Below are 15,240 nucleotides of genomic sequence, written 5' to 3'. Positions count from 1 at the left end.
ACCCGGCCCGCCGATAGGCCAGCCGCCAGCTTGCGGTTGAGCACGGGGCTAATGGTGAAGCCCACCAGCCTATCCACGGCCCGGCGGCCCTCCTGGGCGTGCACCAGGTGCAGGTCCACCGTGGTGGGCGCAGCCAGCGCGGCCCTGATGGCCTTCTCGGTGATTTCCTGGAAGGCGATGCGCTTGGTTGTGCGCGGGTCGAGGCCCAGCACCTCGCAGAGGTGAAAGGCAATGGCCTCGCCTTCCCGGTCGGGGTCAGTGGCCAGGTACACGCCCTGGGAGCCGGCGGCTTTGGCCAGACGGCGCAGATTGGCCACCACGGCCTTCTTGTCGTCGCTGACGACGTATTTCAGGGCGTGGCCGTGCTCGCGGTCGATGCCAATGTCGCCCCCGCCCACGGGCAAATCCCGAATGTGGCCCACGGAGGCGGCCACCTCGTAATCGGGGCCCGCATAGCCCTTGATTTTCTTAATCTTGTTGGGGCTTTCGACGATAATAAGCTTCATGACTGGGTAGCTAGTACGCAGCGAAACTACCCAGCCCGATTAGCCCTCTGGAGAAAAAAGGATGAGTGGTAAAAAGTCGCGGGTGAAGTGCAGAAACTGGCTACGAATGGTAGTACAGCTGCTGCCTGAGCTAGGCGTTTGCTGACTAAAAGCTAGCTGGCGTCTGGCTGGTTCTTCTTGAAGCGCGGGCGGCCCAGCGCCGGCGCGGGCGGCTCCACGGGGTTGTCCATCTGTTTCTGGGCCAGCCTGGTCATGGTGAGCAGGTCGGACTTGGCCAGTTCGGCCACTTTCACCAGCTCATCCAGCGTAAAGCTGCCGGGCTTGGCCATGCGCACGTTCAGGGTGTTGTGCGAGATGCCGATGTGCCGGGCCGTGTCGCTGCGCATACCCAGGGCGTGAATGAGTTCGGCCAGCGAATTATAGGAACTTGGTTTAAGCATAGCCGGGGCTGCAAAGAGGTCTAACACGAGCAAAGATTAGTCAATTTTTGCAACATTACGGCCCCCGCCGCCCCGTAGTTCGGCTATTCAAAAAAGCTGGGTGCCTGGTAGCGGAGTATCTCCGCCCCGTCCGGCTCGGTGATGCGGTCGAGGTAAACCAGCACGTTGCCCTCGCGGGCCTGGCGCTCCTCGGCCCGCTGCCAGACAGCGTACAACTCGGCGTAGGGGAAAAAATTCATCTGGTCGAAGCCGCTGGCGAAGCCCTGCACCATTTCCTCCACCTGCTCGCGCTGCTCGTGGGAAACCTCGTTGTACACCCAGCGCAGGAACTCGTCCGAGTCGGCTGGCAGGTCGAAGTAGGCCACCGTCTGCGGCACGGTGTGGCTGCCCATGTAAAGCAACAGCTCCCAGAGCCGGTAGTGGCTTTTCTCGCGCTGCCAGTATTCCACGATGTCCCGGCGGCCGGTCCCCACGGTCTGCCCGCCAAACTTCATGGTGCCGGGGTCGGCTGCGAGCGCTTTGCGGAAGCCGTAGTCGGTGACCCAGTCCTTTTTTGTGAGGCTCTGAAAGTTGTACATGGGGCGTAGTCAGGGTTGGAGAGGCAAGTTAAGGCAAAGCCGAAACTGAAAAACCACTTTTTATAAGTGGCTATTCCGGCCTCGGGGCCTGTTGCGGGCTGTTCCATTCGCGGTAGGCGGTGGTGTGGCGGTCGGCCACGATGGCCAGGCGCTCGGGCTGGTCGTCGCGCTTTATCCAGATGTGCGAGCTGCCGCAGTGCACCTGGTAGCCGGGGCCCAGCAGCTGGCGGGCGGGCTCGGCGAACCCGCGCAGGTCGGCCGTATCGGGGGCAGCCTCGATAAGCTGCCGCAGCTGCTCCAGGCGCTGCGCTTCGGTGGAATCGGCCGGTTGTTGCTCAACGGCCAGATAGGCCAGCTGCGGGGCGAGAATCGGGCTATTCAGGGGGTGTTGAGCAGTCGGGGGCATGGCAAAAAGAACAAAAGGGAGAGAATGACTACTTCGTGGGCGGGCCGGGCCTAGCCAGTTCCCGGGCGAGCAACAGCACCTGAGCGTTGTGGAAGGCCTGGCCGAACACGCCGCGCTGGTAGTCACGGGCCAGCTGACCCACGTTGGCAAACTCGTAGCGCAGGCCCGTATCGCCTAAAGGCTGCAAAAACCGGTCGGCCTCCTCGGCGCTGAAGCCGCTCAGGTCGCGGCCGTCACTGAGCAGCAGCTGCACACCCGGGCGCTCGTGGCGGCCCCGCTCGTAGGTGGTGTAAATCAGGCCTACCGCCCGCTCCCGGGCGTAATACACGGCATCGCCAACAACTAAATCCTGGGCCTGGGGCATGGCATTGGGGTTAAAGAAGCAGGAGGGAAAACTGGCCGCCCTGGTCCTCACGGGTGGCCCGCAGCGCTTCGAGGCCGATGGGGCGCACGGCCCGCACTAGAGCACTGAGCACGTCGAAATCGGCCTGGGTATCGATGCGTAGCCCGAGCCGTTGGGCCACTTCGGCGGTCAGGCCGTCGCTGTCCAAGCCTTTGCCCAGCTGTTGCATCAGCATTTCCACGTCGGTAATGGCGGCGATAACCCGGCGGCGGTACTGGTTCCAGCCCGGGTGGATGATGGTGGGGGCTTCGCTGGCTTGCATCCGGCAGGCGCTAAAGGTGGGTATCATAGCCGGTGACCGAGGTGAAGAGGGCGGGCAAATCCTCCCCGTACACCATTTCAAACGTCTGCTGGTTGGTGATAACCGGCTCCCAGTCGACCAGCTTCTGGTGGTAAAACTCCACTTTGTAGGTGTCAGTGGGCATGAGCGTAATTTTCAGCCGGTTCACCTGGGCTTGGTTGCGGCGCAGGTCCATGCGTAGCCAGGGGTTCGGGTTGCTGGCCGTCCGGCCGGCGGCCATGAGCTTGTCGGCCCCGGTCATTACCAGGAAGCGGCGGCCTCCCAGCTGTGACAAGATGGTGTAAGCTTCCTCTACGACTTCGGGTTTGGTGCTCATAAACGGCTTTTTTAATGCGTTGCTGATACATATTAAACGTAAAATCAAATTTTAATGTTTCAATTTTATTTAAATTATATTGTCAATTATTGAATAATTAGAGGTGTAAGGAGGCTCTCTGAATAGCTTTTTCCCTCTCGTTTTTCCGGAAATCCACTGTGGTACTGGCCACCGGCCTGGTGCTTACGTGCTCAACCGGCCCTGCCCCGCTGCTTCTAACCCCTGGTCTATGCTATCTTGAGCAGAGCTTTAGTGGCCTGCTGCCTGTCTTTGCTCTGGGAACAGCCTAGTTGATGCCCCGCGAGTATGTCCACGTGGCTCATACTCGTCTTGGGACTTGATATGGGCCTGAAAAAGTGGAACTCCTGTCACGCAAGGAAAGCAGGCTGCTGGTAAAGTCCGGAATATCTTCGTCTATGGCGTTTAAACAGCACTTTTGGCTTATAAAACCTTTCCCTTAGCATAGTAAAAGCTGGGCGAAAAGCTGAGTAAATGCTTGCAACCGGCTTATAAAACCTTTCTTTTAGCTTGCTCAAAGGTTAGTGAAAGCCTATTAGTGGGCTTATAAAACCTTTCCTTTGGAATCCGGTCCGCGTCTGATGCCCTAGATGCGCCGAAATTTGCGGCTGTGAGTAACGCCTCAATGAGGTGGCAACAGACTTATAAAACCTTTCCTTTCGTCATCGTTAGCTCTTTTAGGTAGTTGATACACTTACAGCGGGTTGGAAGGCGTGACAGAAAGGTTATTTAGAGGATAAAGTGGGTATCCTGCGTTCATATTACATTTTATATTAGTAAAGTGCAATCACTGTTTTTTATGAGTGCCCATCCCCTTTTGTTGTTCTCTGTTTTGAGTTTCCGGGCTCCCTGACGTTATACCTTCTAAATGCCTTTTTTTGTCTTCATCACAAGCTTGTGAGATTTGTTAGTTATTTGTCTTATTTGTAGGGCTTGTAACGTGTTGATTTTCACCTGCTAGGAAGGTACTTAGGAAAGGTTTTATAAGTTAAAGGAAAGGTTTTATAAGTCTAAAGGGAAGGGATTATAAGCGAAGGGAAAGGTTTCATAAGTCCAGTGGAAAGGTTTTATAAGTGAAAAGAAAGAACCTAAAGGGAAAACTTTCTTTTGAGCTTTCCTTTTGTTTTCCACTTGTTATCTTCGCCTATACTACCGCCTTCCCACCCCTATGCAAGTTCTTGACAATGCGGCTACTATAGCCAATTCCACTGGCCTCGAAATCCGGCAGCACAATGCCATTACGACGGCGCGCTACGAGATGACGGCCTGCGAGATGGACATTGTGTTCTATCTGCTCTCGTTGCTGAAGAAGGAAGACCGCATCGGCACCTTCTACCGGGTGAAAGTGCTGGACCTGCAGCACCTAACGGGTCGGCAGTGGAACTACCAGCAGTTCCTGGAGGCCACTTCGGCGCTGCGAACTCGGGAATACGTGATTGAGGATAACAAGCGCATCCTGCAGGTCGGCCTGCTGGCCTCGGCCGAGTACATGAAGGGCGAGGGTGTTATTGAGTTGGAAATTTCGGAGAAGATTCGACCCTATCTTATTGACTTAAAGCGCAACTTCACCTCGTTTCGCCTGCAGGCGGCCTTCAGCTTGAGCAGCAAGTACGCCAAGCGCATCTACCAGATTGCTTCGCAGTGGAAGGACAAAGCCGAAACCCGCACTTTCAGCCTGCACGACTTGAAGGTGATGCTGGCACTGAAAGACCCCAAGGGGGTCGAGCCGGAGCAGTACACCAAGGTCTCCATGTTTCAGAAGTACGTGCTTGACGTGGCCGTTACGCAAATCAATCAGAACACGGACCTGCACATCGGCTACGAACTCATCAAGAAGGGCCGTTCCTTTGAGAGTATCCGCTTTCAAATCAAGCAGCAGGAGCCTCACCAGTTGCCTCTGCCATTTGAGCAGCCCCTGGATGACTCCCGGCTGCAGATGGCACGGCAGCGGCTGGCGGAACTCGATATCCGGGACATCCGGCTGATTGAGCAGATTCTGAGCGAAGCCCGCATGGTCGATGAGCTTTTCTCCTTCTGCTACAAACTCAAAACCGGGAAGATGAAGGCTTCTACTAACCCTGGGGGCTTGTTTTTGACCGTAGTGGGACTGCGTAAAGCACAGGCTGCACCGGCTAAAAAGTAACCTCGACAGTATAATTTTTAGTACAAAGGAGGTGAGGGTTTGTTAAGCTTATTATTGGGTGTTCTCAACAGTAGAAAAAGGTACAAATTCTGAATGTTTTTGTGCTTTTTTATGCTGACAACGGGCGTTTTATCAACTTGGTACTGTTGAGTTAATTCTTCTTGACCGGAGCTAGTATCAGCCCCGGCTCGGAGTACTGCTTCCTGCGTGCGTAGCAGCACTAGATTCCCACTGGCGGTGGCCGCGATGCCTGCCACGAAGCTGCACTTTTTGAAATAGGACGCCCCGGCAAAAGGCCCGCAACGCCACGTACGCACTGGGCAGCCCCCGCTGATTCAGTGACCTACCGACACCGGCAGCTACCAGCCGGGATGGGAGTTTGCCCCTCGCCGTGAACCTTTCCGCCGGCCAGCATCTTGATACTCATTGGACCCAGCCGCAGCGCCAAGTGCCAGGGGTGGGTTCTTCCTCGTTTAGAAACCAAAACAAGTAGTAGCGTTACCGCATGAGACAGCTCAAAATCAGTAAGCAGATTACCAACCGCGAAAGCCAGTCCCTGGATAAGTACCTCCAGGAAATTGGCAAAGTGAGCCTGGTATCGATAGACGAGGAAGTAGAACTCGCCCAGCGCATCCGCGAGGGCGACCAGATGGCCCTTGAAAAGCTGACCAAAGCCAACCTGCGTTTCGTCGTTTCGGTATCCAAGCAGTACCAGAACCAGGGCCTGACCTTGGGCGACCTCATCAACGAGGGCAACCTGGGGCTGATTAAAGCAGCCAAGCGCTTCGATGAGACGAAGGGCTTCAAGTTTATTTCCTACGCCGTGTGGTGGATTCGCCAGAGCATCCTGCAGGCCCTGGCCGAGCAGAGCCGCATCGTGCGCCTGCCCCTGAATCGGGTGGGCTCGCTCAACAAAATCAGCCGCTCGTTCTCCGAACTGGAGCAGAAGTTCGAGCGCGAGCCCTCGCCCGACGAGATTGCCGAGCTGCTGGAGCTGAGCACCTCCGAAGTAGCGGACACGTTAAAAATCGGGGGGCGCCACGTCTCGATGGATGCCCCCTTCGTGCAGGGCGAAGAAAACCGTCTGCTCGACGTGATGGCGAATGAGGACGTGGAAAGCCCCGATGCCGGCCTGCTGAACGATTCCTTGCGTCGGGAGGTTCAGCGGGCCCTATCCACCTTAACCCTGCGCGAGGCGGACGTCTTGACGCTCCACTTCGGGCTGAATGGGCACGCGGCACGGACGCTGGAAGAAATCGCGGAGCAGTTTAGCCTGACTCGGGAGCGGGTGCGGCAGGTTAAGGAAAAGGCCATTCGTCGCCTCAAGCACACTACGCGCTCAACGGCCCTGAAACCGTACTTGGGCTAAGGACAGGAGTTTTGAATAGCCTGTTCCATTCATCATCGGAACCGCTGATTGTTCGGGAATCCTTGGGCTAAATGGGTCATTTGAGCCAGTATATGGCCATATTATTTCGCTTGCTATACCTTTACCAGGTATGAGCACATTCAATCGTGAGCAAAACCGTTGGGGCTGCGACTTGGGCGACGCATGCATTCGCGGCGTTATTCTAAAGTCGGCACAAGAGCCTGAAGTCATCTATTCCATGCAGCTGCCCACCGAGTCGGAGCAGGGTTACGAGCATGTGCTGGGAAGGGTGAAGCTGGTCGTTTCGGCGATGCAAGCAGCAGCTGGCTACGCCCCTATCCACCTCGGCGTAGCTACCCCCGGAACCTTGGTGCCCCGCACCGGACTGCTGAAAAACACCAATGTAAACTGCCTTGAAAACCGTCCGCTGGCCGCCGACTTAGCGGCCCAGCTAGGGGTGGAAATCACCACCTGCAACGATGCCAACTGTCTGGCGCTGGCCGAAACCCGCGCCGGCGTGGTAGCCGCGCGCTACCCGGACGCCAAAATCGTGTTTGGCATTCTCATGGACCGGGGCATTGGGGGGGGCCTCATCATGAGCGGGCAGGTAGTGCGCGGCAACAACGGCATTACCGGCGAGTGGGGCCACATCTACCTCAACCCGGCCGAGCCCCGTCCCTGCTTCTGCGGCAAGCGGGGCTGCATTGAAAGCATTTTGTCGGTGCCGGCGCTGGAGCGTTTCTATGCCGATATCTGCGGCACGGTGCGGCCGCTGCCCGAAATCATTGCCCGCGTCGAGGCCGGCGACACGGCCGCCCGCGCCACCTTGCTGCGGCTCACGAATTTCTTCGGCCACGCCCTGAGCATTCTGGTCAATGTACTCGACCCGGATGTTATCGTTATCGGGGGGCTAACGAGTTCGGTCAGCCAGCTTTACACGGAAGGTCCTCGCGTCATTGCCTCCTATGTTATCGACCACCATTTCGAAACCCCGGTCGTGCGGGCCGAGCTGGGCGAGCAGTCGGCCGCCGTGGGGGCGGCTTTGCTGCGGGCATAGGCACTGTTTCGAGGCTAATTCAAAGAGTATCCCGGCGGCCTATGTATGATGAGGCATTAGCAGCCAGTGCCATTTTATCAGTGTCTTCGTTGTCTCTTTCATGTATCAGCTTCAGTTTAACGCGGCCGACCGGGTTCCCAAAGTCAAGCAGATTGTCCAGTCCGTCATCAGCGACATTGAGCGGGGCGTACTGAAAAACGGCAACCAATTACCAAGCATCAGCGAGCTGAGCGAGCAGTACTACATTGCCCGCGATACCGTGGAGCGCGCTTACCGCGAGCTACGCGAGCGGGGCTTCATCACGTCGGTGCAGGGCAAGGGATACTACATTAATTCCAAGGATTCGGCCCGGATTAAGATTCTGCTGCTCTTCAACCGGATGAACTCCTATAACCGAGAGATTTATAACGCCTTTCTGGAAGCCTTGCAGGGCAAGGCCTCGGTTGAGCTGCAGATATTTCACTACGATGCCGGCCTGTTCCACGAGATTGTGGAGCGCAACCTGGGCAAGTACAACTACTACGTGGTGATGCCGCATTTCGCGATGGAAGCCAGCGAATCGACTTTTCTGACCACGCTCAACCTTATTCCGGAAGACGAGCTGGTGCTGCTCGACAAGGACATTCCCGAGCTGAAGCACGACTGCCTGCGGGTGGTGCAGGACTTTGAGCGCGACGTGTACCAGGCCCTGCACGGCCTGAGCGACCTGCTGGCCAACTACCCCCGCATGGTGCTCGTGCAGTCGCCCGACAACGGCTATCCACCCGAAATTGCGCGCGGGTTTCGGTCTTATTGCATCCAGAAAGAAAAGGAGCTGCACATCCGCGAGAGTGCCCAGGATGAGGTGCTCGAACCCGGCACCTGCTACTTCGTTATCCGCGAAACCGATTTGGTGGTGCTCATGAAGCGCATCCGGCAGCTGGGCTTTCTGGTCGGCCGCAACATCGGCGTGCTGACATTCAATGAAACACCCCTCAAAGACTTGCTGAATCTGACGGTGCTCACCACCGAATTTCAGCAGATGGGGCAATCGGCCGGCCGCCTGCTGCTGGAGAAGCATCGCGGCAAAATAAAGAATCCTTTCTCCACCATTCGCCGGCACTCGCTATAGCGCAACGAGTCGGGAGAGTTCAGAAAAGTTAATAGGTGCGCAGGTTTTAGCTTTGAATCTTGGCTACGACGTTATGAAAAATGCCCTCAAAAAGAAGCCGATTTATGCGGTGTTCGACATCGGCAAAACCAATAAGAAGCTGATTCTCTTCGACGAGGAGCGGCAGATTATCAGCGAGCACCTCCACGTCTGTACCGACGCCTACGACGAGGACGGCTACGCTTGCGACCACCTGCCCCGCCTCGCGCAGTGGGTGCAGGACCATTGGCAGGCCCTGCGGCAAAACCCCGACTACGTCATCAAGGGCGTGAATTTTACGTCCTACGGCTCTGCCTGGGTGCACCTCGATGCCGAAGGCGAGGCCCTGCTGCCGCTCTACAGCTACCAGCGCCCCCTGCCGGAAGTATATACCCGGCAATTTTTCGCCGAGTTGGGGCAGTCACCTGAAGAGTTTGCTCTGGCCACCCGCTCGCCCAACCTGGGCATGCTCAACGCCGGCCTGCAGCTCTATTGGCTCAAGCACAGCCAGCCCAAAAAATATGCCCGCATTCACACCTCTATGTACCTGGCGCAATACCTTTCGTACCTGATTTCAGGCGACAAGTACAGCGACTATTCCTCGGTAGGCTGCCACACGGCTCTTTGGGATTTTGACCGGCAGGACTACCATGATTGGGTGTACCGCGAAGGCATCGACGAGAAGCTGGCCCCGCTCATTAAAGACTCCGTGTCGACCGTGGCCGACGGCATTCTCATCGGCGTGGGCATGCACGACAGCTCGGCGGCCCTCGTTACCCACCTGTTTGAGGAAGAAGAGCCGTTTGTGCTGGTGGCTACCGGCACCTGGTGCGTGGTCTACAATCCGTTTCACGAACCGGCCCTTACCTCCGAATTACTAGCCCAGGGCTGCGTCAACTACATGTCGCCCAAAGGAGAGCCCCGGCTGGCCGCGCGCCTGCCGCTGGGCCAGGAGCATGATTTTCAGGTAAAGCGCATTGCGCAACATTTCCAGGTGCCACCCGACTTTTACCAAGCGTTGGAACTGGCCTGGCCCGTGGCCCAGCTCACGGACACGTTCCCGCTGACCTGGCCGAGCACGCTGCCGCAGCCGGGCGAGGAGGCTGCCGCCAACTGGTCGCTCAATAAATTTGCCACGGCCGCGGCGGCCTACCAACACCTGATGTACGCGCTGGTCAACCGGCTGCAAACGGCCATTGCCGCCGTGCGGCAGGCCGAAGAGGTTATTCTGGTGGACGGCGGCTTTGCGCGCAACCCGCTGTTTATGCAGAACCTGAGCCGCTGCTACCCCGATGTGCAGATTCGGACGCTGGAGGTGCCGCAGGCCACGGCCATTGGGGCGCTCATCCACCTGGAGCAGGGCGAGGCGCGCAAGAAGACGCAACCGCTGTTTGGATGAGTTTTGGGCGTAAAGCCGTACTGGCTGGCTTCGTCAGGGGGGTTCAGGAAGGCGCAGGAATGGGCGGCTGGTAGTTTCGCCTACCTAACGTTTCCCACCTCCATGTTACGAAGTTTTTTTGCAGCGGCCGGCTGGCGTAGCGGCTTGCTGCTGAGCCTGCTACCCCTGGCTAGCCCGGCCCTGGCCCAAACGCCCGCCGCCCTGCCGGGCACCCAAACCGTGCTGCGCTCGCCCGATGGCAAGCTGACCATGACGGTGTACCAGCGCGAAACCGCGCCCGGTAAGCGGCGCTTGTTTTACCACGTGGAGCGGGGGCAGCAGCCGGTAGTGCTGGAGTCGGGCCTGGACATTCAGGTGGACAACCACGTATTTGAGCACGCCATGGCCCTGCCCGTGGACCAGCACGCCGACTGGAGCGAAAACCTGACGGTGAAGGCCACCCAAACCCTCAGCAAAGACACCACCTGGACGCCCGTGTACGGCGAGCGCAGCCAGATTCGGGACCACTACAACCAAGCCGAAATTCAGTTAGCCAAGGGTGACAACCCCGACTACCGGGTGAGCCTGCAAGTGCGCGCCTACGACGAAGGCGTGGCTTTCCGCTACTTCTTTCCCGAGCACCCCAAGGGCATCTACTACCGGGTGATGAGCGAAAACGACGAGTTTACGCTGCCTGAAGGCACCAAAGCCTACTACACGGCCTGGGCGCAGGGCAAGTACGAGGCCCTGCCGCTCAGCAACTGGCCCGAGCCGGCCGAGCGGCCCCTCACCGTGGCCCTACCGGGTGGCCTCTACGCCAGCCTTTGCGAAGCTGGCCTGACCGACTACGCCATGACCAAGTTCAAGCTCAGCCCCACCAAGCCCAACACGGTGGTGACGTCGCTCTACGAGAGCGTGGACCTGATTTCGCCCGTGGGCACGCCCTGGCGCGCCGTCATCGTGGCCGATAAGCCCGGCGGGCTGCTGGAGCGCAACGACCTGCTGCTGAACCTGAACCCGCCCACCAAGCTCAAGGATACGAGCTGGATTAAGCCGGGCAAAATCATGCGGGAGATGACCCTGACCACGCAGGGCGCGAAGGACAACATCGACTTTGCCGCCGCCCACGGGATGCAGTATATTTTGTTCGACTGGAAGTGGTACGGGCCGGCGTTTTCGTTTTCGTCGGATGTGACCAAGATGGTGGCGCCCATCGATATGCCGGCCGTTATTCAGTACGGCAAGGAAAAAGGTATCGGGGTGTGGCTGTATGTGAACCAGCAGGGGCTGCTGGCCCAGATGCGCGAGCTGGCCCCCGTGTATAAAAAATGGGGCGTGAAAGGCATCAAGTTCGGCTTCGTGCAGGTGGGTTCGCACCGCTGGACCACCTGGCTGACCGAGGCCGTGCAGGTGGCGATGGACAACGACCTGATGGTGAACATCCACGACGAGTACCGGCCCACCGGCACCAGCCGCACCTACCCCAACGTGATGACCCAGGAGGGCATCCGGGGCAACGAGGAATTCCCGGACGCCACCCACAACACGGTGCTGCCCTTCACGCGCTTCGTGGCCGGGGCCGGCGACTATACAATTTGCTACTACGACAAGCGCCTGAAAACCACCCACGCCCACCAGCTGGCCCTAGCCGCCGTGTACTACAGCCCCATCCAGACGCTGTTTTGGTACGACAAGCCCAGCGCCTACCACTGCGAGCCGGAGATTGAGTTTTTCGAGAAAGTGCCCACCACCTGGGACGAAACCCGCGTGGTGCAGGGCGAAATCGGGCAGTATGTGACCGTGGCCCGCCGCAAAGGCAAAGATTGGTTTGTGGGCACCATCACCAACAACGACGGCCGCACCCTCAAGCTGCCGCTCAACTTCTTGCCCAAAGGCCAGACCTATACCGCCAGCATCTACGCCGACGACCCTAGCCAGCCCACTGCGACCAAAGTCGGCATCAAGCGCCAGCGCGTGAAAGCCGGCCAGGTGCTCGACATGAAGCTGTTGCCCTCGGGCGGCCAGGCCATCTGGCTGACGCCGGGGAAGTAATACTTGTTCTGCCCGTTCGTCATGCTGAGCGGAGTGCAGCGGAGTCGAAGCATCTCTACCGCTTCGTTGTAGAGGCATTGATTATTACTGAGGTAGAGATGCTTCGACTCCGATGCACTGCGCTCAGCATGACATCCATATTCTAACGTCATTACCTATCCACTTGAAACAGTCCCTTTTTACTGCCGCCCTGCTCCTGGTCGCCGCCTCGCCGGTCTGGGCGCAGGCCCCTAAAACCTATCAAGCCACCTCACCTGACAAGCAAACCCGGCTCGAAGTGGCCGTGGATGCACAGGGCCACTTGCAGTACCGCACCTGGGCGGGTGGGCGCGAAGTGGTGCGCTGGTCGGCACTGGGCTTTGAGGTGAATGGCACAACTGCCGGCACCAACACCACCGTGCAGGGCAGCACGCAAAAGGCCGTGAATGCTCCCTTTGCCTGGCCGCTGGGCGAAGACGACACTATCGGCAACCAGTACCAGGAACTGGACCTTAGCTTGAAATCGGGCACGGTGCAATTTCAGCTGCTGGCCCGCGTGTACGATGGCAGCGTGACCCTACGCTACGTGCTGCCCGCGCAGGCGGGGCTGGCTAGCCCGGCCCGCCTGACCAAGGAGAATACCTCGTTCAACCTCGCCGACGCCTACACCATCTACCAGTACCACCAGGAATCGGTGTTCAAGCCGACCCGGCTCGACTCGCTGGCCGGCACCTGCGATTTTCCGGCCACGCTGGCGGGGGCTAAAAACTACCTGAGCATCGGGGAGGCTGAAAATGCGGGTTACACCAAGGCCGAGCTGGGCCGGAGCACTGCACCCAACAGCCTGACCGTAAATTTTGTGCACGACAAGGAGGTGCTGGCCGCGCTGCCGTTTCAGTCGCCCTGGCGCACCATCAGCTGCGCTACGTCGGCCATCGGGCTACACCAGTTTAGTTCCCTGAACCTCAAGCTGAACCCGGCCGCGCCGGGCGGCGTGCCAGCCAGCTTGCAGCCAGGTAAGGTGATGCGCGCCCAGCTCAACACCCAGAGCGGCCTCGACTGCGTGGACCTGGCCGCGCGCCTGAACATGCGCTACATCCTGTTCGATGCCGGCTGGTACGGGCCGGAGCGGGCGCTGACCTCGGACCCGGCCGTGGTGATTCCCGAAATAGACCTGCCTAGGGTCATTGCCTACGGCAAGGGCAAGGGCATTGGCGTTCTGCTGTACGTCAACTACATCGGGCTGCAAAACCACCTCGATACCATCCTGCCGCTGTACAAGCAATGGGGCGTGGCGGGGTTGAAATTCGGCTTCGTGGACGGGCTCTCGCAGAAGGGCCTCACCTGGCTGGCCGGGGCCATCAAAAAGGTGAACGATGCGGGGCTGGTGCTCAACATCCACGACAACTACAAGCCCACCGGCCTGAGCCGCACCTACCCGGCCCTGTTTACGCAGGAGGGCATCCGGGGCGACGAAAACAGCCCCGACGCCTTCCACACCACCACGCTACCCTTCACGCGCTTCCTGGCCGGCCCGGCCGATTTCACCTTCTGCTACCCCAATCCCAAGGCCAGCTTCAGCAAAAACCTGAAAGTGAGCAAGGCCCAGCAGCTGGCCCTCACAGTGGTGTATTTCAGCCCTTTGCAGGCGCTGTTCTGGTACGGCCGGCCACTGGACTACACCAACGACTCGGAAATTGAGTTCTTCAAGTACGTGCCCACCGTCTGGAACGAAACGCACTACCTGGCCGGTGAAATCGGCAAGAACATCAGCGTGGCGCGTCGCTCGGGCCGCACCTGGTTTGTGGGCAGCGCGGCTGGTTTACAGGCGTGGTCGGGGCCGTTGAAGCTCGATTTTTTGAAGAAAAACACCGCCTACACCGCCACCCTTTTTGAGGACGACGGCAAGGGCGGCCTCGCCCGTCGCACCCTGCAAGCCAAGCGCGGCGACACGTTGCCCATTAGCCTGCAAGCAGCCGGGGGCCAAGCCATTATGCTCGAAGAAACGAAATGAACGATTTGCTGAAAACTTCCGCGCTCGCCCTACTGTTGGCCCTGGCCGGTCCGGCCACCGTGCGCGCGCAGGGCTTTGTACACCCCGGCCTGCTGCACAGCCAAGAAGACCTAGCGCGCATGAAGCGCGCCATTGCCGCCCACGAAGAGCCTACGTTCGGCGGCTACGAGGTATTTCGGCAAAACGAGGCTTCGCAGGCCATCTACGCGGCCAAAGGTCCGCTGGCCGCCGTGAGCCGCAACCCCACCGTGGGCGCGGGCGACTACGACGCCGACGCCAACGCCGCCCACCAGAACGCCCTGATGTGGTGCCTGACCGGCGACCACGCCTACGCCGACAAGGCCATTGCCCTGGTGAATGCCTGGAGCCGCACGCTCACCAGCATCGGCGGGCGCGACGCCGTGCTGATGGCCGGCCTGGGGCCATTTAAGATGGTGCAGGCGGCCGAACTGCTACGCTATTCCAACGCGGGCTGGGCCCCGGCCGACATTCAGAAGACGGAGCAGCACTTCCGGACGGTGATTTACCCCGTGCTGCGCGAATACGCGCCCTTTGCCAACGGCAACTGGGAGGCGGCGGCCCTGAAAACGGTGATGGCCATCGGCATTTTCTGCAACGACCGGCCCATGTACGAAGACGCCCTGCGCTACTATGTGAACGGCTGGGGCGACGGCCGCCTCACGCACTACGTCATCAACGAAACCGGCCAGGGCCAGGAAAGCGGCCGCGACCAGGCCCACGCCCAGCTTGGCATCGGGATGCTGGCCGAATGCAGCGAAATGGCCTGGCACCAGGGACTTGACCTCTACGGCTACGCCGAAAACCGCCTGCTCAAGGGCTTCGAGTACGCCGCCAAGTACAACCTAGGGCACGACGATGTGCCCTTCGTGACGACCCTCGACCGCACCGGCAAATACTTCCACCAGCAGATTTCGACCAAAGCCCGGGGCGAGCTGCGCCCGCTCTACGAGCAGGTGTACAACCACTACGTGCACCGCCGGGGCCTGCCCGCGCCCTACACCCAGCAGGCCGCCGAGAAGCTACGCCCCGAAGGACCCGGCCGGCCCGGCGCCGACCACCCCGGCTTCGGCACCCTGTTCTACACCCGCCCGGCTGAAGACCCTAGGGCCGCCCCCACCGCTAAGCCGCTG

15 protein-coding genes are annotated in these 15,240 nt (G+C 59.3%); 8 read left to right on the top strand and 7 right to left on the bottom strand.

Annotated features, from left to right (window positions below; all coding sequences use genetic code 11):
• The 7 genes from ACYVDE_RS04255 to ACYVDE_RS04225 form a co-directional block, all read right to left on the bottom strand.
• The coding region (locus tag ACYVDE_RS04255; protein WP_460500217.1) for a toprim domain-containing protein at nt 1-506 on the bottom strand (506 nt) is incomplete at its 3' end.
• Nucleotides 507-658: 152 nt separating this feature from the next.
• Nucleotides 659-946 (bottom strand): hypothetical protein, encoded by a 288-nt coding sequence (locus ACYVDE_RS04250; RefSeq protein WP_213019121.1) that lies wholly within the window; start codon nt 944-946, stop codon nt 659-661.
• A gap of 83 nt (nt 947-1,029) precedes the next feature.
• Nucleotides 1,030-1,524 carry a hypothetical protein gene (locus tag ACYVDE_RS04245; RefSeq protein ID WP_460500216.1) on the bottom strand — a complete coding sequence of 165 codons (495 nt, stop codon included), beginning with the start codon at nt 1,522-1,524 and terminating at the stop codon, nt 1,030-1,032.
• 70 nt (nt 1,525-1,594) lie between these two features.
• Nucleotides 1,595-1,930, bottom strand: coding sequence for a hypothetical protein (locus ACYVDE_RS04240; RefSeq protein ID WP_460500215.1), 336 nt, complete (start codon nt 1,928-1,930; stop codon nt 1,595-1,597).
• A 28-nt stretch (nt 1,931-1,958) separates the two neighbouring features.
• A complete protein-coding gene (locus ACYVDE_RS04235) occupies nt 1,959-2,294 on the bottom strand; it encodes a hypothetical protein (RefSeq protein WP_460500214.1) in 336 nt (111 codons plus the stop codon).
• A 10-nt stretch (nt 2,295-2,304) separates the two neighbouring features.
• Nucleotides 2,305-2,595 (bottom strand): hypothetical protein, encoded by a 291-nt coding sequence (locus tag ACYVDE_RS04230; RefSeq protein ID WP_460500213.1) that lies wholly within the window; start codon nt 2,593-2,595, stop codon nt 2,305-2,307.
• Nucleotides 2,596-2,605: 10 nt separating this feature from the next.
• Complete coding sequence (locus tag ACYVDE_RS04225) at nt 2,606-2,950, bottom strand: hypothetical protein (RefSeq protein WP_198070488.1); 345 nt, start codon at nt 2,948-2,950, stop codon at nt 2,606-2,608.
• 1,186 nt (nt 2,951-4,136) lie between these two features.
• Between ACYVDE_RS04225 and ACYVDE_RS04220 the strand changes: the two genes are divergently transcribed.
• The 8 genes from ACYVDE_RS04220 to ACYVDE_RS04185 all read left to right on the top strand — a co-directional run.
• The gene (locus ACYVDE_RS04220; protein WP_460500212.1) at nt 4,137-5,111 is read left to right on the top strand and encodes a replication initiation protein; all 975 of its coding nucleotides are present in this window, start codon (nt 4,137-4,139) and stop codon (nt 5,109-5,111) included.
• A 505-nt stretch (nt 5,112-5,616) separates the two neighbouring features.
• A complete protein-coding gene (locus ACYVDE_RS04215) occupies nt 5,617-6,480 on the top strand; it encodes a sigma-70 family RNA polymerase sigma factor (RefSeq protein WP_460500211.1) in 864 nt (287 codons plus the stop codon).
• Nucleotides 6,481-6,610: 130 nt separating this feature from the next.
• The gene (locus tag ACYVDE_RS04210; RefSeq protein WP_460500210.1) at nt 6,611-7,537 is read left to right on the top strand and encodes an ROK family protein; all 927 of its coding nucleotides are present in this window, start codon (nt 6,611-6,613) and stop codon (nt 7,535-7,537) included.
• A gap of 100 nt (nt 7,538-7,637) precedes the next feature.
• On the top strand, nt 7,638-8,648 hold the full coding sequence (locus tag ACYVDE_RS04205) for a GntR family transcriptional regulator (protein ID WP_460500209.1): 1,011 nt from the start codon (nt 7,638-7,640) through the stop codon (nt 8,646-8,648).
• Nucleotides 8,649-8,721: 73 nt separating this feature from the next.
• The gene (locus tag ACYVDE_RS04200) at nt 8,722-10,065 is read left to right on the top strand and encodes an FGGY family carbohydrate kinase (protein ID WP_460500207.1); all 1,344 of its coding nucleotides are present in this window, start codon (nt 8,722-8,724) and stop codon (nt 10,063-10,065) included.
• Nucleotides 10,066-10,167: 102 nt separating this feature from the next.
• Complete coding sequence (locus tag ACYVDE_RS04195; RefSeq protein ID WP_460500206.1) at nt 10,168-12,096, top strand: glycoside hydrolase family 97 protein; 1,929 nt, start codon at nt 10,168-10,170, stop codon at nt 12,094-12,096.
• 163 nt (nt 12,097-12,259) lie between these two features.
• Complete coding sequence (locus ACYVDE_RS04190) at nt 12,260-14,089, top strand: glycoside hydrolase family 97 protein (protein WP_460500205.1); 1,830 nt, start codon at nt 12,260-12,262, stop codon at nt 14,087-14,089.
• On the top strand, nt 14,086-15,240 hold a 1,155-nt coding region (locus ACYVDE_RS04185), incomplete at its 3' end, for an alginate lyase family protein (RefSeq protein WP_460500204.1). The genes ACYVDE_RS04190 and ACYVDE_RS04185, both read left to right, overlap by 4 nt.

The sequence above is a fragment of the Hymenobacter agri genome (assembly GCF_054778495.1).
Note: the sequence above shows the minus strand (reverse complement) of the source record. Positions and strands in the feature narration are given on the sequence as shown.